Source organism: Paracidobacterium acidisoli (assembly GCF_003428625.2).
Taxonomy (GTDB): Bacteria; Acidobacteriota; Terriglobia; order Terriglobales; family Acidobacteriaceae; genus Paracidobacterium; species Paracidobacterium acidisoli.
In genome coordinates this window covers 51161-70892 of record NZ_QVQT02000004.1, presented here as the reverse complement: position 1 = coordinate 70892, position 19732 = coordinate 51161, and the positions used below count along the sequence as shown (strand labels likewise).

At 60.4% G+C, this 19732-nt stretch carries 18 protein-coding genes; 7 read left to right on the top strand and 11 right to left on the bottom strand.

The window, feature by feature from the left end:
• Nucleotides 1-130: 130 nt before the first annotated feature.
• Nucleotides 131-745 (top strand): translation initiation factor IF-3, encoded by a 615-nt coding sequence (gene infC, locus D0Y96_RS11360; protein ID WP_199480303.1) that lies wholly within the window; start codon nt 131-133, stop codon nt 743-745.
• 200 nt (nt 746-945) lie between these two features.
• Nucleotides 946-1413, top strand: a complete 468-nt coding sequence (locus tag D0Y96_RS11355) for a DUF4231 domain-containing protein (RefSeq protein WP_117299965.1) — start codon at nt 946-948, stop codon at nt 1411-1413.
• Between the two features lie 16 nt (nt 1414-1429).
• On the opposite strand, the gene D0Y96_RS11350 is transcribed toward D0Y96_RS11355, so the two are convergent.
• Nucleotides 1430-2521 carry a toll/interleukin-1 receptor domain-containing protein gene (locus D0Y96_RS11350; protein WP_117299963.1) on the bottom strand — a complete coding sequence of 364 codons (1092 nt, stop codon included), beginning with the start codon at nt 2519-2521 and terminating at the stop codon, nt 1430-1432.
• Between the two features lie 166 nt (nt 2522-2687).
• Entirely contained in the window at nt 2688-3968 is a 1281-nt protein-coding gene (gene glyA, locus D0Y96_RS11345) for a serine hydroxymethyltransferase (RefSeq protein WP_117299960.1), read from the bottom strand.
• Nucleotides 3969-4066: 98 nt separating this feature from the next.
• Between glyA and D0Y96_RS11340 the strand changes: the two genes are divergently transcribed.
• Both D0Y96_RS11340 and D0Y96_RS11335 read left to right on the top strand, forming a co-directional pair.
• Nucleotides 4067-5227 carry a PP2C family protein-serine/threonine phosphatase gene (locus D0Y96_RS11340; protein WP_117299959.1) on the top strand — a complete coding sequence of 387 codons (1161 nt, stop codon included), beginning with the start codon at nt 4067-4069 and terminating at the stop codon, nt 5225-5227.
• A gap of 267 nt (nt 5228-5494) precedes the next feature.
• Nucleotides 5495-5893: a hypothetical protein gene (locus tag D0Y96_RS11335; protein WP_117299957.1), complete on the top strand. Its 399-nt coding sequence runs from the start codon at nt 5495-5497 to the stop codon at nt 5891-5893.
• Between the two features lie 129 nt (nt 5894-6022).
• Here the strand turns inward: D0Y96_RS11335 and D0Y96_RS11330 are convergent, their stop codons facing one another.
• Nucleotides 6023-7993 (bottom strand): CocE/NonD family hydrolase, encoded by a 1971-nt coding sequence (locus D0Y96_RS11330; RefSeq protein ID WP_117299955.1) that lies wholly within the window; start codon nt 7991-7993, stop codon nt 6023-6025.
• A 110-nt stretch (nt 7994-8103) separates the two neighbouring features.
• Between D0Y96_RS11330 and D0Y96_RS11325 the strand changes: the two genes are divergently transcribed.
• Nucleotides 8104-9186, top strand: coding sequence for an FkbM family methyltransferase (locus D0Y96_RS11325; protein ID WP_117299953.1), 1083 nt, complete (start codon nt 8104-8106; stop codon nt 9184-9186).
• A gap of 50 nt (nt 9187-9236) precedes the next feature.
• Here D0Y96_RS11325 and D0Y96_RS11320 read toward each other — a convergent pair whose 3' ends face one another.
• From D0Y96_RS11320 to D0Y96_RS11310, 3 genes are all read right to left on the bottom strand, one after another.
• Entirely contained in the window at nt 9237-10481 is a 1245-nt protein-coding gene (locus D0Y96_RS11320; RefSeq protein ID WP_117299951.1) for an alpha/beta hydrolase family protein, read from the bottom strand.
• 66 nt (nt 10482-10547) lie between these two features.
• Nucleotides 10548-11750, bottom strand: coding sequence for an alanine racemase (alr, locus tag D0Y96_RS11315; protein ID WP_117299949.1), 1203 nt, complete (start codon nt 11748-11750; stop codon nt 10548-10550).
• A 48-nt stretch (nt 11751-11798) separates the two neighbouring features.
• Nucleotides 11799-12425, bottom strand: a complete 627-nt coding sequence (locus tag D0Y96_RS11310) for a nuclear transport factor 2 family protein (RefSeq protein WP_147325030.1) — start codon at nt 12423-12425, stop codon at nt 11799-11801.
• A 158-nt stretch (nt 12426-12583) separates the two neighbouring features.
• Between D0Y96_RS11310 and dnaB the strand changes: the two genes are divergently transcribed.
• Together dnaB and D0Y96_RS11300 are read left to right on the top strand one after the other, a co-directional pair.
• Nucleotides 12584-13984, top strand: a complete 1401-nt coding sequence (gene dnaB, locus D0Y96_RS11305) for a replicative DNA helicase (protein ID WP_117299945.1) — start codon at nt 12584-12586, stop codon at nt 13982-13984.
• Between the two features lie 109 nt (nt 13985-14093).
• Nucleotides 14094-14624, top strand: coding sequence for a DinB family protein (locus D0Y96_RS11300; RefSeq protein ID WP_158562356.1), 531 nt, complete (start codon nt 14094-14096; stop codon nt 14622-14624).
• A 65-nt stretch (nt 14625-14689) separates the two neighbouring features.
• On the opposite strand, the gene D0Y96_RS11295 is transcribed toward D0Y96_RS11300, so the two are convergent.
• The 5 genes from D0Y96_RS11295 to ggt all read right to left on the bottom strand — a co-directional run bounded on the left by D0Y96_RS11295 (nt 14690) and on the right by ggt (nt 19528).
• Complete coding sequence (locus D0Y96_RS11295; protein ID WP_117299941.1) at nt 14690-15163, bottom strand: nuclear transport factor 2 family protein; 474 nt, start codon at nt 15161-15163, stop codon at nt 14690-14692.
• Nucleotides 15160-15390 carry a hypothetical protein gene (locus D0Y96_RS11290; RefSeq protein WP_117299938.1) on the bottom strand — a complete coding sequence of 77 codons (231 nt, stop codon included), beginning with the start codon at nt 15388-15390 and terminating at the stop codon, nt 15160-15162. The genes D0Y96_RS11295 and D0Y96_RS11290 overlap by 4 nt, the downstream gene beginning before the upstream one ends.
• 37 nt (nt 15391-15427) lie before the next feature.
• Nucleotides 15428-16795 (bottom strand): asparagine--tRNA ligase, encoded by a 1368-nt coding sequence (gene asnS, locus D0Y96_RS11285; protein WP_117299936.1) that lies wholly within the window; start codon nt 16793-16795, stop codon nt 15428-15430.
• 3 nt (nt 16796-16798) lie between these two features.
• Nucleotides 16799-17617, bottom strand: coding sequence for a sugar phosphate isomerase/epimerase family protein (locus tag D0Y96_RS11280; protein WP_117299934.1), 819 nt, complete (start codon nt 17615-17617; stop codon nt 16799-16801).
• Nucleotides 17618-17752: 135 nt separating this feature from the next.
• The gene (gene ggt, locus D0Y96_RS11275; protein WP_117299931.1) at nt 17753-19528 is read right to left on the bottom strand and encodes a gamma-glutamyltransferase; all 1776 of its coding nucleotides are present in this window, start codon (nt 19526-19528) and stop codon (nt 17753-17755) included.
• Nucleotides 19529-19732 lie beyond the last annotated feature (204 nt).

The window sequence follows — 19732 nt, the reverse complement described above, 5'->3', positions numbered from 1 at the left end:
CTGTGTGTGAGAATCGGACCTCAGCTGTCTGAGGCCGCCGCCGCGGCTCCGTGCGTCCAGTAAAACTGCTTTCGCATCCAATAAAAGGTATGGCTGTTGCTATACTGAGTAGCTACGTGGCAGTGCCACGATTTTCCGGAGGAAACCCATCGATAAGCGTTCGGCCAAGCAGTTTATTCGTACCAATGAAAGAATTCGCGCACGGGAAGTGCGCGTCATCGACGACAGCGGGGAGCAGCTCGGCATCATGCCGCCGTTTGAAGCGCTGAAGATTGCACGTGAGCGCAGCCTTGATCTCGTCGAAATCTCGCCTAATGCCGTTCCGCCGGTGTGCCGCATTCAGGACTACGGCAAGTTCCTGTACGAAAAGGACAAGAGCGAGCGCGCGGCGCGCAAGAAGCAAAAGGTCATCATTCTGAAGGAAGTGAAGTTCTCGGTCACGGTGGATGAGCACGACTACCAGACCAAGAAGAACCAGGCTGTGCGCTTTCTGCAGGACGGCGACAAGGTGAAGGCTTCGCTGCGCTTCAAGGGCCGCCAGATGGCGCACCGCGAGCTGGGCTATGCGATCATCAACCGGCTGATTCAGGATGTAGGCGAAAACGGTATCGTCGAGTTTATGCCGCGCATGGAAGGCACGACGCTGCATGCCATTCTTGCTCCAGGCAAGAAAGAACAGCAGCCGAAGAAGCCCGCTGCTCCGCGACCCGCGACGGGAGCTCCACAGGCACAGACTGTGCAGTAGCGGCATCGCTCAAAAAAAAATTGATTGCGGCGTTTCGTGCGCGAGCCTCCGCCGCTCTGTGTGTGAATCCGGCGACTGAGAGTGCACTCTCGCCGGGGGATTCCTTCCCGCATTTGCCAGGGATGAAGCCCCCTTTCATCGTTCCGACAGGTGCGTGAACCGCTATATTGTTCATGCAGTGTTTTGAGGACGTTCTGCCGATGCCGCAAGCCACAGAGGCTGTCTCAGAGAACAACGATCCGATCTATGCGCGCCTTGAAGATCAGATCGATTGGTATGACCGCAGGAGCCGCTCCGCCCAGCGCATCTTCCGGCGCATGAAGCTGATCGAAATCTTCGCCGCGGCGATGATTCCGTTTCTTTCGCCGCTGAAGATTCCGCATGTCGCTCTGATTACGGGCGGACTTGGCGTGGTGATCACTATTTTTGAGGGCGTTCTGCACCTGAACCAGTATCAGCAGAACTGGACGAGCTATCGCTCGACCTGCGAGATGCTGAAGCATGAGAAGTATCTCTATCTGGCAAAGGCCGGTCCGTATGCCAGCGCTGCTGATCCGCGGGCGATGCTGGCCGAGCGTGTGGAGTCGACGGTATCGCAGGAGCACGCACAGTGGACATCGGTGCAGCAGCAGCAGGTCAAGGTGGAAGAGACGAGCGCGACCGCGTGAACGGGCGCTCTCGGGCTCACTGAGCGCGGACCAGGGTCCACTTGCCCTGTATGTGGCGGTGATCGGGGAAGGTGCTTGCGACCAAAAGATGCAGCACATTGCCAGCGGGAGTGACGGTGACGGTCGTGACGCGGCCCGGCGGATCGTCGGCGAGAGGTTGCGGGAAGTTAAAGGTGGCGGTCCAGGTCTGGCTGTCACTCTGCCCATTTGAGCTGGCGGGCTGTGAGCCCCAGTCACAGCTCGAGCAGGCTCCCCACATATGGAAAGACAACTGGCTGCCCGTTCCGGAGATCTCGAGCTGACGAGGCATGTTCTCGCGGATCTTCGAGCTGGGGTTGGTCCAGGTGCCTGCAAGCGGATCGGCGGCTGCCGGCTGAGCTGACGGGGTGGAGGAAGCGTCCGTGACAGGAACAGCGGGAGTGGTCTGCGCTGCAGACGCAGCGGCAGGGCTTGCTGCGGGTGAGTGATGTGAGGTCACGTAGAAGATGCCGGCGGCGATCAGAACCGCGACGATGATGCCGACTCCCGCGAGCATGGGCAGCTTTGAGCTTTTGGCCGGAGCAGCTTGCTGTGCGCGCACGTGCGGCGGCGGAAGCTGCACCGGGACGGTGGCGTGGACGGGCTCGGTGTTGGTGTAGCCTGACGCGCTCACGTAAGGCGCGAGGGCCTTTGTGAGCAACTGGACATCGGAGTTCCAGCGGGCGTGGGTGATCTCAACGCTGTTGCGGTAGGCCAGATCCTTCAGGTTGTCGGGAAGCTGGTCAGGGTGCGGCATCTTCGCGTCATGTACGAGTACGGGAATAACGGCGATGTTGCGCGCGAGCGCCGAGGCGATCTCAAGCCGGACGAAGTCGTTGGGATCGTCGAGGCGGCACTGTCCGGTGCTGCCGGTGATGGTGGCCCAGGTCGGACCGATCATGGCGAGCAGGACGCCGCAGGCGGCGACACCATCGTCGATTGCTTTGCGAAAATCGATGCCGGGGTTGATGCCCGCGACATCCATGAATACCGAATCGTCGCCGAAGGTACGGACGAGATCGTCAAAGAGCCGTCCCGCCTCGCCTTCGGTGTCATCTCTGCGATAACTGATAAAGATTGCGCGCCCCACCGCACCCTCTCCAAAACCTGGATGAACTGTTCTCCGCCGTTGCCAGAATAGGCGGAAGTTAGTGTTTGGGCAATGCAGAACAGCGCCGGCAGCGGGAAGTCTCTTTGACTTTCCATTACCGGCGCTGCGCGATAAGAGCGATGACTCCGGAAACGATGGTGAAGGCTCAGCCGGCGACGGGAGCCGGATGGCGCAGCCATCCGTAGAGCGGGAACTGCTCGGCCAGCTCCAGCACCTGTCCACGAATCTTCGTCAGCGTCTGCGGGTCGTTCCGGCGGTCGAGGGCTTCGGTGATCCAGCGTCCAATGACACGCATCTCGGCTTCCTTCATGCCGCGCGTGGTGAGCGCGGGAGTACCGATGCGAATGCCGGAGGGCTTGAGCGGCGGATTCGTATCGAAAGGAATGGCATTTTTGTTCACTGTAATGCCCGCCTCGCCGAGTGCCGCTTCGGCCTCGCTGCCGAGAATACCCTTTGCAAAGACATCGATCAGCATAAGGTGGGTGTCGGTGCCGCCGGAGATGACGCGATAGCCTTCGGAGGCCAGCGTTTCGGCGAGCGCCTTCGCATTGGCGACGATCTGCGCCGCATAGACGCGGAAGTCGGGCTGCAGGGCTTCGCGGAAGGCCGCGGCCTTGGCGGCGACGATATGCACGAGCGGTCCGCCCTGCTGGCCGGGGAAGACGCTCTTGTCGATGGCTGCGGCGAACTCCTGTTTGGAGAGGATGAGACCGGCGCGGGGTCCGCGGAGCGTTTTGTGCGTGGTGGTGGTGGAGATGTGCGCGTGGGGCACGGGCGAAGGGTGTACGCCGCCTGCGACCAGGCCGGCAAAGTGCGCCATATCGACGATGAGCAGTGCGCCGGCTTTGTCGGCGATGGCACGCATGCGTGGGAAATCGAAGTGGCGCGGATAAGCGCTGCCGCCGCCGATGATGACCTTCGGCTTCTCGCGCAGGGCAGTCTGTTCGAGCTCATCGTAGTCGATGACTTCGGTATCTTTGCGGACGCCGTAGGAGACGACGCGGAAGAGCTTGCCGGAGAAATTCAGCTTATGTCCGTGGGTGAGGTGGCCGCCGTGGGCCAGATCGAGGCCGAGGATGGTGTCGCCGGGCTGCAGCACGGCCATGTATGCGGAGGCGTTGGCCTGGGAGCCGGAGTGGGGCTGCACGTTCGCATGTTCGGCGCCGAAGAGCTGCTTTGCGCGGTCACGGGCGAGGTTTTCGACGACATCGGCGAACTCGCATCCGCCATAGTAGCGGCGGCCGGGATAGCCTTCAGCATATTTATTGGTGAAGACGGAACCTGCGGCCTCAAGCACTGCCTGGCTGACGAAGTTCTCCGAGGCGATCATCTCAAGACCTTCGTGCTGGCGAAGGACTTCGTGTTCGATGGCGGCGGCGATCTCGGGATCGGACTGGGCAAGCGGCTGCGACATGCGGTCGGACATAGGAAAATTGTAGCGCGTTGACCGGGCAGGGGCCGGGAGATCTGTGGCCGCGGCGGCGGATATTAGAATGGCTGCGGGTCACTGTGCCCGGGAACAGCATGGCTCAGGTTACGCCGGGAATGAAGAAATACGGTTTCGCGGAACGCGCCCAGTCTGTCTGGCAGCGCGTAACCGAGGGGATGCAGCTCAGCGAGCTGTGGTCCCAGTTTCGAACCGATGCCCAGTCGAGCTACCGGCTCTACTCCAAAGAAGTGGACTCCACGCGGGCGGCGGGGATGCCGCAGACGAAGCATTTCTTCCATGTGGTGGCGCAGTATTTCTGGGCAATTGTAGAGAAGCTGTCGCCGGCGCGCCGGGTGCTGCTGCTGGTGGCGCTGGCACTGGTGATTCTTCCGGGCGGCGAGTGGGAGTGGACGACGCGGGCGGGGACGGCAAAGGTCTTCGGGCTGGATTTTCATTTCTACGGCGGCCTGCTGCTGTTTGCTCTGCTGATTCTGGAAGTGGGCGACCGTGTGGTGATGAAGCGCGATCTGCAGATTGCGAAGGAGATTCAGGCATGGCTGCTTCCGGCGAACCCGCCGGAGATTCCGGGGCTGGAGATCGCCTTCACCACACGGCCGGCGAATACGGTCGCCGGAGATTACTACGATGTGTTCGCGCGTCCGTGCTCTTCGCCCGGGGGCGGCACGTTTCTGATTGCGATTGCGGATGTGGCGGGAAAGAGCGTTCCGGCGGCGATGCTGATGGCGACCTTTCAGGCCAGCCTGAAGACGCTGAGCGCGACACCGGGGTCGCTGACGGAGCTGGTGAGCCGGATGAATCAGTACGCGTGCAGCAACAGTCAGAACGGGCGGCGGTTTACGACGGCCTTTATCGCGGAGTTCGATCCGGCGACGCGGCGGCTGGTGTACATCAATGCGGGACACAACGATCCGATCGTTCGGCGCCAGTCAGGTCTGATCGAGCGGCTGGGGACAGGCGGAGTGCCGCTCGGCATTATGAGCGATGCGGCTTATGAGGCCGGCGAAGTAACCATGCAGCCCGGCGACTGGCTGGTGGCCTTTACCGACGGCGTGGTGGAAGCGGAGAACAGCGCGCAGCAGGAGTATGGCGAGCAGCGCTTCCTGATGATGCTGCACTCGGGCACGATGCTGACACCGGCGATGCTGCTGCAGAGCGTGATGCTCGATCTCGACCGCTTTGTGGGGAATACACCGCAGCACGATGATATTACTTGCATGCTGCTGCGGGCGAGTTAAGCGCGGGCACGAATACGTCTGCCTGTTCGGCCCTGACTACGGGAGCTCGATAAATCTCATGCGCCCGGAGTGTGCCACACGCGTTACTGTGTGGCCTTTTGGGGCATTCTCCTGGTTTGCCGGGAAGATCTTCGGCACAAACCTCTGCGGAGCTCTTCCGCGATCGCCGTTCTTCGCGACTACGCCATTAGGGTATGTCACAGCGGGTGTACAATTTGCCACCCTGGAAATGAGGTATCAAAGAAGGGCGAAAGAGGAGGTTCATTCATGCTGGGAGAACAGATCAGCGAATCCAAAGGCAGGAGAATTGTAAGACGGGTCCTTTCCATCGATCCACCTACGGCAGAGGTGTCGTTTGAAGATACGGGCAGCATCCTTGGCATTGCCACAACCGGTATGGGCACCTATACATCGGTGATCCAGCCGGATGGGTCCATTTATGGCGAAGGCCAGGGTATGAACATGACACAGGATGGCCAGATGCTGAGCTGGACGGGATCGGGTTCCGGCAGATTCGGCCCCGGGGGAGCGGTTAGTTATCGCGGCATGCTGTATTTCCGGACCGCTTCACCGCAGTTTGCCCGACTCAGCGGCGCCTGCGGGGCGTTCGAATACGAAGTAGACGCGTCCGGCAACACAACCAGCAAGGTCTGGGAGTGGAAGTAGACGCTGACACGCATAATCTTCGGCCGAGCTCTGTTTGACTGCCGGAAAATCTGACGGATACCCGGGCCCCTGCTTTGAGATCCGGTACTCCAAACCTCCCCCACTCGTAAAGCTGTCTCTGCGATCCCCTCACTCTGCCTTAACCACCGGCAGCTCGATAAGGCTCTCGTGCCCGGGGGTGTGCCAGACGCGCTGCGTGGCCCTCTGATAATCCTGCGGCTTTGCAAGGAAGATATTCGGGACGAAGGTCTGCGGGTTGCGGTCGTAGAGGGGGAACCAGCTGGACTGTACCTGCACCATGATGCGGTGTCCGGGAAGAAAGACGTGGTTCGCGGTGGGGATCTCGAATTTGTATTCGAGCGGGTCGTTGGGCGTGATGGCTTCGGGCTTTGCGAAGCTCTCGCGGTAGCGGCCGCGGAAGATATCGGCCGAGATCATAAGCTGATATCCACCGAGCTCGGGCTCACCGGCGACTTCGTCGGGGTAGACATCGATCAGTTTCACGACCCAGTCGGAGTCGGTGCCGGTGGTGGAGGCGATGAGATGCGCCACGGGCTGCCCGCTGATCTTTATGGGCTCAGTCAGCACTTCGGACTCGTAGGTGAGCACGTCGGGTCTTCCGGAGGCCTCGCGCTGGTCGTCGACGAGCCACCGTGCCCAGGTGAGCCGGCCGGTGTAGCCGATGGGCTGGATGGGCCGCGCACGAAAGGGCACGGGCTTTGAGGGATCGGAGATGTACTCGTCGTACTGCGCAGCGCCGGCGGCTGGTTCGGTGAAGCCGGCCTTCAGACCAGGCTCAAGATAGAGCGGCGTGGGTTGCACGGGGCAGTTTTTTGCGCAGCCTTCGGGCCATGCGGGCAGCTTTTCCCAGTGATTGCGGCCGGTTTCAAAGGCCCACACGGGCGAAAGCTGCGACTGAGGCACATTATTTTTCAGATAGTGGGCGAGAAACGGACGCAGAATGTGCTGCCGGAAGAAGAGTCCGGTATCGCTGCCGAAGCGAATGGGGCCGAGGCTGCTGGCGTCCTCGATCTCCTGTCCGTGATGCCACGGTCCGATGGCGAGATAAACCATGTCGTTCTGCGTGTCTTTTGGCTTGATCGCTTTGTAGACGGCCATGGCGCCGTAGATATCTTCCTGGTCCCAGAGGCTGTCGACGAGGAGGGTGGGCACCTTCAGCGGCTCATTCGCGAGGACCTTGTCGACGGCCTGGTCGCTCCAGAAGGCGTCGTAGCTCGGGTGCTCGATGATCTTTCGCCAGAAGCCGAGCTGATCGAGGCCACGCTCTTTACCGAGCTCGCCGGCTGATCCGGCTTTCATGAACATGTCGTAGTCGTCGTAGTCGCTGGTCCACCACAGCTTTGTGTTGGAGCGGGTGCCATCCTGCTCGTAGATGTAGGGCATGTTCTGCTCGCGGAAGGCACCGTTGTGGAACCAGTCGTCGCCCATCCAGCCGTCGACCATGGGGTTCATGGGGACGGCGACCTTCAGCGCCGGATGCGGGTTGATCAGCGCCATGAGCGGCAGAAAGCCGTCATAGGAAATGCCGAGGATGCCGACCTTTCCGTTGCTTTCCGGGATATTTTTAACAAGCCAGTCGATGGTGTCGTAGGTGTCGGTCGATTCGTCGACCGGCGTCGGGTTCTGCGGGCCATGGATGGGGCGATTCATGATGTAGTCGCCCTCGGAGCCATATTTGCCGCGAATATCCTGCACGACGCGGATGTAGCCGTCGTCGACGATGATGTCGGTTGCGTTGTCGTAACCGTCGAGACTGGAGGCGAGATGCGAGCTGGGACCGTAGCTGGTGAGCGCGGTTGCATCATACGGCGTGCGCGTGAGCAGAATGGGCTCGTCCTTTGCGCCATTCGGAATCAGGATGACGGTGTGCAGCTTCACACCGTCGCGCATGGGGATCATGACGTCGCGGCGCGTGTAGTTGAATCCGTCGGCGGGAGGCTGGAAGTTTGCGGGAGTCTCGCTCGGATAATTCGGGTACTTCGGATGCTCTGTGGTCTGCGCGGATGCCGCTGCGGTAAGAACGCCGGTGAGCAGGACGACGAACAGGCGAATAGGACGGATACGGTTGGGCAGAGGCATGCAGATCCTTTCAGAGGCAGGGATGCAGCGCGAGCTTTTCCACAACGGCGCATGCGCCGGAAAACACACTGGACTGTTTTACAGAGGCTGGACCGGGAAGACAACACCAGATGATGACGGCATTACGCGGAGCATTCATTCGACCGATGCCGTTCAATAAATCTCCGGGCCAGCTGTGCTATTCTGACATCCAAGATTCCAGTTTGTCCTGCAATCCTGTTCCTGTACTGCTTCTGCAGTATGGTGCAGCCGGGGATGCAGAGGCAGTTTTCATCCTGTATGCCCTGCAGAGCCGTGGAAGGCATGCAGGAAAATTCCTGAAGCCAGCACGCAGCGAGTCGATAACGATTTTCCGAAAGGAACGTATGCTCAATCTGTCTTTCATCCGACAGGTCGGCCCGGTTCAGTGGGCAGTCAGATACAGCATGCTGCAGTTTCGCAAACGGATATTAAGGCAGGACAGCACGCTGCGCCTTCCTACCGGGATGCGTATCCGTTTGCCGCGACACAGTGGCTGTGCCACAGAAGTCTATGTAACCAATGGGAACATAGACTGGGGCTCTGAGGCCGTCTTTGTGCAATTTGCCGAGCCCTCCCGTGACTTTCTCGATATTGGTTCACACTTCGGATACTATGCCACTTACTGCGCTCCCCGCGTGCGGCAGGTGTATGCTTTCGAGCCAGGAGCGTGTAATCTCACCGCTCTCCGCCAAAACGCCGCTCTGTCGAGCAATATCCAGATTGTGGAGATGGCGGTCTCCTCCCATGACGGCGAGGCGGACTTTTTCAGTGGAGTAGGCTCGACGGTGGGCAGCCTGAATAATGTGGGCGGAGCGGTCACCAAAGTTCGCATTACGACCGTAGACAGCTTCGTCGAGAATCATCCCGAAATAAATGTCGGGCTCATCAAAACCGACATTGAAGGGCACGATCTTGAAGCACTGCAGGGAATGCATGCAACCGTTGCCAGATTCCAACCTCTTATTCTTACGGAATGCGAATGGTCCCAGGCTCTGCAAAACCTGTGTGCGGCATGGAAATATCGAATCTTCGCCTTCACCCACGACCGCCTTACGGACAAGCCCGGCTATCACGATCTGTCGGACGATGATGTGACAAAGTATTTCTGCAAAATGCTGTTTCTGGTCCCGGAAAAGCTGCAGCCGGCCTTCTCAGGCATCGGGAAAAACTGAAGCTTTTTGCGGACCGATGCTGTTGTCTGCCTAAGGCAGCGGCGATTGCCTCAGTGCGCGGCGAGCTCCAGACCGGCCGGTTTTACCGGAGCGAGGGGATTCTCGGCGAGGGACCGGAAGGCTGAATAGACAAAAGAGCCGAGATACCAGCCGTCGATGAATTTGAAGGGGGTTTCGCCGGTGGTGTAGTGGCCGCAGGGCAGTACCTTCGAGACGTAGTCGATGCCGAGCTCGGAGAAGCTGCGCAGCACTTCTTCGGAATATTCGTGGATAAAGGTGAGGTCATAGGTTGCGTGCACGACCAGAACCTTTTTGGGATGCTGGGCGAAGCGCCGCATATAGGAGACGGGACTGATGGCGCTCCACAGGCGGAAGAGCTGCTGCTGCTTCATGCCGGCCTGCTCAAAAGCGGCGCGAATGTGGCGCGTGCTCTGGCCTGTCCACACGACATCGCCGAAGGCTGTGGAGGCATGGTTAAACGCATTGACCTGCAGCCGCGCGTCGAAGGCGCTGGCGATGAAGGCATAACAGGAGCCGAGGCTGGTTCCGAGAATGCCGAACTGCTCATACCCCTGCGATTCAAGCCAGTCGAGGCAACAGCGGATATCGACGACCGCCTGGCGGCAGGCGGAGATGGTGCGGCCGAGGTTCGAGCTGACTGCATAATCAGAGCGTTCGAGCTCAGCGGGTCTGCGAATGTCGTGATACGGCTTGCTGAGACGCAGGGCGGAGATGCCGAAGCGGTTGAAGAGCGAACAGAGCGCGTTGTGGCTGAAGGCGTCGGCGTTCCACTGAGGCATGACGATAATGGCCTGCTTCGGTTTGTCTCGTGCCGCTTCACGATGCGATGCAGGATACCAGCGGGCGTTGACGAGATCGTTCTCCGGATACGGCGTTCGCACGGGCGAGGTGAAGCGGAGAAAGGGCGCAGTCTTCAATTTGCCGAGGACGGCCTGCTGCTTCAGACGCGCGTCCTGTGCCAGCGTTTCGGGGCGAACATTGGTAGGAAATAACTGCGGGTGGCGCTCTTCGAGGTGGAAATCCGAAGGAGACGTGTAGCCGAAAAAGGCTTCGCTATCGGCGATGATGGCATCATTCAGCGCCAGCATAGTTTCTTCGGATTTTGCCGGATTCTGTTCGGCTTCAAATACCTTTCTGCTGAAGCCGGAGCGATCGATGAAGTCCTGCAGCCAGTCGAAGCCCCACTCCACGGGACGCACGACACGGTTTTCGTCGCGTGTGGTCAGCGCCGTCTCCCATCGGTACATCCAGTGTGCGTAGAGCTTCTGAAACATATCTCTCTTTATGCTAATCGACGGCTGCCGCTCCGATTTTGCCGGCGAGCTCAGCCTGCGGTCGCGTTAATCCACCATCACCCGCGGCACCCGCGCGCTGATGCCGCAGAGGGTTTCGTAAGGGATGGTTCCGGCGAGATCCGCGAGGTCGTATGCGGTAATGGTCTCACCGCCCTGCTGGCCGATGAGCACTGCCTCGTCGCCGATTTCGGCACCGGGTATCTCCGTGACGTCGATCACGGTCTGGTCCATCGAGATGCGCCCCGCGATCGGCGCACGTTTTCCACGGATGAGGACGCCGCCCTTGTTCGAGAGGAGGCGGTTAAGTCCGTCGGCATAGCCGACTGGCAGCAGAGCCAGATGCGTGGGACGGCTGGCGCGAAAGGTGGCGTTGTATCCGGCACTTTCGCCGGCAACGATGGTGCGCATCGACACGATGCGAGTCTTCCACGCGAGCACGGGCTGCAGTGAGGCTGCGGCGGAGGGCTGGGCCGCTCCTGTGAAACGCGGAGCATAGCCGTACAGGGAAAGGCCGGGCCGAATGAGAAGTTGCATGCCATACCTGCGGGCGATATTTGTAATGGTGTCAGTTTCTTTTTGCGCGAGGAGTGTGGCGGAGTTGCCCGCGCTCAGGATTTCCGGCTTCAGCCCGCGCTCATAAATGGTATCAATAACAGATACAAATTTGCCGGTCTGGTCCTGTGTGGCGGAAGCGCCCAGCTCTTCGGGGGAGTGGAAGTGCGTCATAACGCCTTCGAGGCGCAGGGAAGAGCCGGCTGTAAACCGGCGCAGCAGATGATCGAGATTTTCAGGCCGGACACCCTGACGGGACATGCCTGTGTCGATTTCGAGATATACGGGAAAGCCTTCGGGGGCAATGTTCTGCCGGCGCGTTACAGACTCCAGCCATTCGAGATGCCAGGGCTCCCACGCCACAGGGGTCAGGCCGTGCGGAATCAGGGTTTCGGCCTCGTCTTTCCAGATGCCGGACATAACTAGAATCCGGCTGGAGTGAGGGGCGTCAGAGTCCGCAAGCTGGCGAAGAGAGGACCGCAGTGATGTGCCTTCGTCCACGCAGGTGACGCCGAACCAGCGGGCGCCTTCGGCGGCCAGCAGGTTTGCGCAGGCTGTGGTTCCGTGGCCGTAGGCGTTTGCCTTGACGACGGCGAGCAACTCCGTCTCCGCGCCGGCAAGGCCGCGCAGGAGGCGATAGTTGGCGATGAGCCTGTACCGGGAAATCTCAGCCCATACGGGACGTGTGTGCGTCATCAGGAGTGGAAAAGCATCGGCGAATTGAAATGATACTGCGAGGCAGCGCTAATTCTGCGGCGCCGGATTGCTGCCGGGGTCGGGAGCAGGCTGCGTTGATTCGGCACCTTTGTGAAACAGAGGAATGTGAAAGGGCAGCTCGGCGTTGCTTTTGCGCTCAACCTTCGGTTTGGTATCGGCCTGCTGGACGACCGCAGTGCGCTGGGAGTTTACGCAGCTCCAGCGATTGTGCGAGCGCGTGTAGACATGAGTGAAGATGCCGCGCTCCTCGCGGACGGAGCCATTGGCGCGGCGCTTCTCGATATAGGTGCCGCTGACGATGGCGGTGTCGCCGAACTCGCGCACGCTGGCGACCTTCTGCTCCATACTTTGCGGCTCAGTGGCCTTGTCGAAGAGCAGTGAAATCTGCTGATTGCGTGTGGTCACGTCGCCACCGGAGGAGATGCCGACATAGAGAGGCGAGAGCAGCAGGTCCATGGTGAACTGGTCGTTTTTGACCACCGCGTTGCTCCACTGGTCCTCAAGCTGCTGAAACTCCTTGATTTCCGGCGGCTGTGCGGAGCCTGCGTCGGCTGCCTGGATGCGCTGTGCGAGCGCCGGGAGCGACAGGGTGAAAAAGATGACGGCGAGCGCCCAGGCAGGCGTAAGGAAATGCGGTCTACGGATCAATCTCATAACAAAGCCGGGGGTGTTTCCATGATAAATGGATGCCACTGTCCTGGTGTCTGGCAATTGTCTTTTTCAACATATCGTGACCGATTCTCAACAACCGGAAAAATCAGGTGGGGACCTCTGAACCGTCCTACACTTGACCAGGAGCATTCATCGGAACCATGGCCACTACTCCTGATATTGCATTTGAGCGCGGGCTGCCCGCCTCGATTGACGCCGAGCGCTCGATTCTCGGGGCGATTCTGCTCGACAACCATGCCTACAACGAGGCCGCGGAGAAGCTTCGCTCAGAAGATTTTGCCCTGAGCGCCCACCAGCGCGTCTTTGCCCGCATGGCGGAGCTGATCGACGCGGGGCGCGCGGTAGATATTGTCACGCTGAGTGAGGAGTTGGCGAAGCGCAAGGAAGTGGAGGCCATTGGCGGCGTCGCGTATCTGGCGTCGCTGACGGAGGGGCTGCCACGAAGGTTGTCGATTGAGGAGTATGTCCGGATCGTGAAGGACAAATCGCTCCTTCGCCAGCTGATCAATATCTGCTCGTCTGCGATTACCCGCGCGGCCGATCAGAGCGAAGAGGCGCTCGAGGTGCTGAATGCCGCCGAGAGCTCGCTGCTGGAGGTGACGGAGCGAGGCATCACGCGGGGCTTTGCGAGTGTTCCGGAGATCGTCAGCAGCTCGTTCGGAACGATCGACAATCTCTATAAGGAAGGCCGCGAGGTTACGGGGCTGGCCACGCACTTTACGGAATTCGACCGGATGACGAGCGGTCTGCAGAACTCCGAGCTGATTATCATTGCGGCGCGTCCGTCGATGGGCAAGACGGCGTGGGCGATCAATATCGCTCAGAATGCGGCGGTGCAGGGGCAGAAGATTGTCGCGGTTTTTTCGCTCGAAATGTCGAAGGAGTCGCTGCTGCGACGCATGCTGGCGTCGGAGGCGCTGGTGGATTCGCAGAAGATTCAGAAGGGCTTCCTGATGCGCGAAGACCAGGAGAAGCTGACGAATGCACTGGAGCGTCTGGTGGATTCGCACATTTATATCGACGACACGCCGGGCATCTCTCTGACCGAGATGCGAGCCAAGGCGCGCCGCCTGCGCCAGACGGTAGGCGGCCTGGACCTGATTGTCATTGACTATCTGCAGCTGATGACGGGCAGCGCGGGGGGGCCGGGGACGAAGCGCTTCGAGAACCGCACGCAGGAGGTTTCGGCGATCTCACGCGGGCTGAAAGCGCTGGCGAAGGAGATGAATGTACCGGTGATTGCGCTGTCGCAGCTTTCGCGCGCCTCGGAGCAGCGCGGCGGAGACAAGAAGCCGATGCTCTCTGACCTGCGCGAGTCGGGGTCGATCGAGCAGGACGCCGACGTGGTGGCGTTTATCCATCGCGAGGCGTATTACAACCGCGACGAGACAGGCGCGCCCGATCCGGACACGGAAAACAAGGCGGAGATCATTATCGCCAAGCAGCGCAACGGTCCGACTGGATCGGTGCATCTGGCGTACCTTTCGCGGTGCACTCGTTTTGAAAACCTGGCGCATGGCGACGATGGCGGTGGTTATTGAGCCTGCGATTGACAGGCGGTGGTGCAGATCTTATGGTTCTGGTCAGGCGAAAGCCCGGGCCGGAACTGCAATACAACAACGTAAAACAGCATTTCGCGAGGACACACTGATGAAACGTCTGATCTGGCTGGCAATAGCTGGTTTGGCTGCGCCGCTTGCGCTCTCCGCACAAACAACCGCGAATCCTATTGTTTCGAGCGCGCGCGAGATCTATGCGCGGCAGTCGAAACTTATCGTTGCCGCCGCAGAGGAGATGCCGGCGGACAAGTACAGCTATCATCCGACGCCGGATCAGTGGAGCTTCGGCAAGGTGACGTCGCACATTGCGATGTCGAGCTATGCGGTATGTTCGATGCTTTCCGGTACTGCGGTGCCGGATGGCGCGAAGGTCAGCGATACGGACTCGAAGGACCAGATCGTGGCGGGGGTGAAGGCCGCATTCGATTTCTGCGACAAGGCGCTCGGCGGACTGCAGGACTCGAGTCTGGGCGACACGATTACGTTTTTCCGTGGAACGCATGCGCCGCGGGCACGGGCACTCTTTGAGCTGACGGGAGATCTGCAGGATCACTACTCGCAGCAGGCCGGCTATCTGCGCCTGAACGGAATGCTGCCTCCGTCGGCGAAGCCACGCAAATAACGCACGCTGCCGCTCCGGCCCGGAAGACATGTTTAGATTCCGCGCCGGGGCTGCGGTGTAAGGCGCTACAGGCCGAGATCGGAGAGACCGGGGTGATCGTCCGGGCGCCGGCCCAGCGGCCAGTGATATTTGCGATCCGACTCTTTGATGGGCTGATCGTTGATCGATGCGTGGCGATGATGCATCAGGCCCTCCTGGTCGAACTCCCAGTTCTCATTTCCATACGAGCGATACCAGTTGCCGGAGTCGTCGTGCCACTCGTAGGCGAAGCGCACGGCGATGCGCACTCCGTCGAAGGCCCACAGCTCCTTGATGAGTCGATAGTCGAGCTCGCGCTGCCATTTTCTGGTCAGGAATTTCACGATCTCTTTGCGTCCGTGGATGAACTCAGCGCGGTTGCGCCAGCGGCTGTCGACGGTATAGGCGAGCGCGACCTTTTCGGGATCGCGCGAGTTCCATCCATCCTCGGCCCGGCGCACTTTCTGTATCGCGGTTTCGCGGGTAAAGGGTGGAACCAGACTGACGGGCTGCGTGCTCATCGATTGACTCCTTCTGCGGGGGGCTTTGCCAGAGCTTCTTTCTCGAGCTTTTTCTCGGCCCAGGGCAGCCAGTGGCGGTAGCGATCGGATTTCTGCTCGCGCAGAGAGTCTGCGACCGCGGTCCGGTATCCACCGTTATAGATGGAATACATGACAGCCAGAGCGCAGCCCACACCAAAGAAAAGCCCGAAACAGAAGCCCCACATCATGGTGATAAAGATGTCCATGGCTGACTGGATTGTAGTTCGAGGAACGCCGGGCAGCCTATGGGTAGATGCGATTCAGAGTGCGCGCGAAGGGAATGGTTTCGCGCACGTGCTCGAGTCCGCAGATCCAGGCGACGGCGCGCTCGATGCCCATGCCGAATCCTGAGTGAGGGACGGAGCCGTAACGGCGCAGATCGAGGTACCACTGGAAGGCGTCGAGCGGCAGGTTATGCTCTTCGATGCGCGTCTTCAGCAGATCGTATGACGCGATGCGCTGCGAGCCGCCGATGATCTCGCCATAGCCCTCAGGAGCAAGCACGTCGACACAGAGGGCATATTTCGGGTCGTCGGGGTCGGGTTCCATGTAGAACGCCTTTACCCCGGCGGGGTAGCGGTGCACCATGATGGGACGGTCGAACTGCGACGAGATGTATGTTTCATCGGGCGAGCCGAAGTCGTTGCCGTACTCGAAGGGGTTTTCGAGCAGACCTTTGGCGTGCGCGTCATTCAGCATGGCGACGGCTTCGTCGTAGCGCAGGCGCGGGAAGGGCGCTTTGATGGTTTCGAGCTTTGCCGTGTCGCGGCCGATGACTTTGAGGTCGGCGGCGCGTCGGGTGAGAACGCGATCGACGAGGAAGCTGATGAAGTTTTCCGCGAGACCCATAAGGTCGTCGAGGCCGGCATAGGCCCACTCGGGCTCGACCATCCAGAACTCGGTGAGATGACGGCGGGTTTTTGACTTTTCGGCGCGGAAGGTGGGACCGAAGGAGTAGACCTTGCCGAGGGCGAGCGCGGTGCTCTCGATGTAAAGCTGCCCGCTCTGGGTGAGAAAGGCTTCGTCGCCGAAGTATTCGACCGGGAAGAGCGTGCTGGTGCCTTCACAGGCGGCCGGGGTAAGAATCGGCGGATCGGTGAGGATGAAACCGTTGTCGTCCAGAAAATCACGGGCGGCTTTGACGATTTCAGCGCGGATGCGCAGGATCGCCGACTGGCGGGGGGTACGAATCCAGAGGTGCCGGTGCTCCATGAGGAAGTCGGTGCCGTGTTCCTTGAGAGAGATCGGGAACGGAGTGTCTTCCGGCACGCGCTGCACGACTTCGACATTCTCAACATCCAGTTCGTAACCGCCAGGAGCACGTTTATCGGCACGCACTTTTCCGGTGACGATGACAGAGGATTCCTGTGTGAGAGTTTTGATGCGCTCGAAGATTTCGGGCGTAACGGCCGCCTTTGGGACGATGCCCTGGATGGTTCCACTGCCGTCGCGAAAGATGGGAAAGAGCAGCTTTCCGCTTTCGCGCAGATTGTAGAGCCAGGCGCGCAGGGTGACGGAGTGGCCTTCGTGCTCGCCGATGCGGGCGATCGTGGCAAGAGGCGCATTGGCCACAGGGGCTGTTACGGATTCCGGTTTGATTTCTTCTGACATGGCTTAGAAGCTCTCAAATATTTTTCGCGTCTTTTGCTCCACGGCTTCGGGGGAATCGTCGAGATTGTAATGAATTTCAAGAACGCCGGCAGGAGTCTGCGGGGCGGTCTTCAGCTCGTTCATCGTCTCGTCCCAGACGATGGTGCCGTCACCCGGCCAGAGGTGCGTATCTTTGTCCCCTTTATTGTCGTGCAGGTGCGAGGAGCGGATGTGGCTGCGCAATTCGGAGAGCGTCGGAGCGACTCCGTCGTCAAGATGAGCATGACCCACATCGAGGCAGACGCCGATGTCGGTGAAGTGGCCGGTGGTGAGGATTTCGAGGATGTGCTGCGGCTTCGTCACGTCGCCCTGCAGGTTCTCGATGAGGAGCTTGACGCCGAGGGGATTGGCGAAGGCGCGGAGATGCTCGAGCGCGGTGAGGGAGTGCTCGAGGGTGCGGGGGCTCCAGGTGTCTTCACGCTCGCCGAGATGAACGATGAGAAAGCGAAAAGGGATGAGCTCGGCGGCTTCGAGCGCGCGGCGGATCTCGTCCATGGCGTCGATGCGGCGGGACTTTTCCGGATGGATGACGTTGACGGCAGGAGCGCCGCCGCGGCCCATCTCGAAATCCGGAAAGAGCGGAGCATGCATGGAGAAGGGTTCGACGGGGTTGGAGCGAAACCACTCCGCCAGCTCGGAAACATCGCTGCGGCGTGTGTAATTGAAATGCTGGCGGGCCGCAAAGAGCTCGACGCCCTGGGCGCCCGCTCTGGCAAACAGATCAAGCAGACCTGGATGCAGGCGATGGCGGAGAAAGACGTGCGACGAAATAGCTTTCAGCATGAATGAGACCCGAATGAAACTCCTGTTTCTATCATCTCATTGGGGACTGGCCGTCCGGGGCTGCGTCTCCAGCGATACGTGCTTCGCGCCCATTCAGTACAAACATCTGCTGCTCAGTCAGTTTTGCAGCCATCATCAGTATCCCGCGGCTTTGCCGAAGTGGTGGCGATGATCCTGGCCGCCTTCGAGGTCTCCGGTTGCAGGATCGACATCGATACACTCGCCGTCGCTCCAGTGGCCGCCGATTTTGAGCTGATAGCCGAGGGCACGGAGGCCTTCGATGGTGGAATCGGAGAAGCCGGGCTCCAGATAGAGAACGTCAGGCAGGTACTGGTGGTGGAAGCGCGGGGCGTCGACGGCCTGTTGGATGTTCAGGCCCTCGGCCGCAGTGCTGAGAAGGATGTTGGCAACAGTTGTGATGATGCGTCCGCCGCCGGGCGAGCCGAGCACCATGCGCACTTTGCCGTCTTTCAGCACGATGGTCGGCGTCATGCTGGAGAGCGGACGTTTGCCGGGAGCGATGGCATTAGCCGGGCCCTGGATGAGTCCGAACATATTGGGGACGCCCTGCTTCGAGGCGAAGTCGTCCATCTCGTCGTTCAGCAGAAAGCCAAGTTTCGGGACGGTTACACCGGAGCCGAAGCCGCCGTTGAGGGTGGTGGTGACGGCGACGGCGTCGCCCTGCGCGTCCATGACGGAGTAATGTGTGGTATCGACGGCCTCCTGGCGCACATCGCTCATGGCGGGCGGAGGAGGCAGAAAACCTTCGGGGCGTTTGAGCGTGGCCGAGGGCGAGGCCTGATCGGCGACGATGCTCTGGCGCCAGGCGGCGGCGTACTTTTTGTCGATGAGCTGGTCGATGGGGATTTTTACGTAGTCGGGATCGCCGAGGTAATTTGAGCGGTCCATGTAGGCGCGGCGGAAGGCTTCGACGATGAGATGGATTTCGGCCGGAGTGCGGTCGCCGAGACGGGCGAGGTTGTAACCGTCGAGGATATTGAGGGTCTCAAGCAGGACGACTCCGCCGGAAGAAGGCGGCGGCGCGCTGACGATGGTGTATCCGTTCCAGGTGCCGGTGAGCGGAGTGCGCTCTTTGACGGTGTAGCGCGCGAGGTCGTCGGTGGTGATGAGGCCCCCACCGGCCAGCACGGCAGCGGCAATCTGCTTTGCCATCTCGCCGTGATAGAAGTCGTCGGGGTCCTCGGAGATGCGGCGAAGCGTCTCGGCCAGCTCAGGCTGGCGGAAGATTTCGCCGGCGCGATAGTAGTTGCCGTCGCGCTGAAAGATGCGTTTCGATTCGGGGAACTTTGTCAGGCTGGGGTCGCGGAGCTCGGCTGCCTCTTCTTCGGTAAGCACGAAGCCACCGGCAGCGAGGCGGATGGCCGGAGTCATAACCTTCTTTAACGTGAGACGGCCATATTTCTTTTCGGCATAGACAAGGCCGGCCTCGGAGCCGGGAACGCCAATGGCGCGATAGCCGAGGATGCTGGCGCCGGGGATGACATTACCCTCGGCGTCGAGATACATGCCGGGAGTGGCCTTCAGAGGAGCACGCTCGCGGTAATCGATGAAGATGTTTCTGCCGGTGTGCTCGTGCACCAGCATGAAGCCGCCGCCACCGATGTTGCCGGCTCCCGGCCAAACCACGGCAAGGGCGAAGCCAACGGCTACAGCGGCATCGACGGCATTACCACCATCTTCAAGGGTCTCAACGCCGGCGTCGGTAGCCAGATGGTGGATGGTCACCACCATGGCATGTTTTGTGCGAGCGGGGAGATCGACGGCGAGGGATGCAGCGGTGGTCTTTGCGATGCCGGCGGCGGATACACCGGGTGCGGAGTCCTGAGCGCGCAGGCAGGAGGAGAGGCAAAGACATACGGCCAGAGAGAGCGGGGCGATCCGACTGGTCATCGTCGCCTAGTGTAGCGCGGTACAGGGGCGGAAGTACGCCCGATCGGAAGGGGTTCCGGGGCTGATTCCAGCGGTGAGACGGGTCTGGAGATGACGGAAGCGCTTCTGTTCTGAAGAAGATCGGGTGGTTTCCCGGCAGAACAATCGAAAACGGGATAAAGCACATCTAATGGGATGATTCATACCGGTCAGCATGGGCTGCTT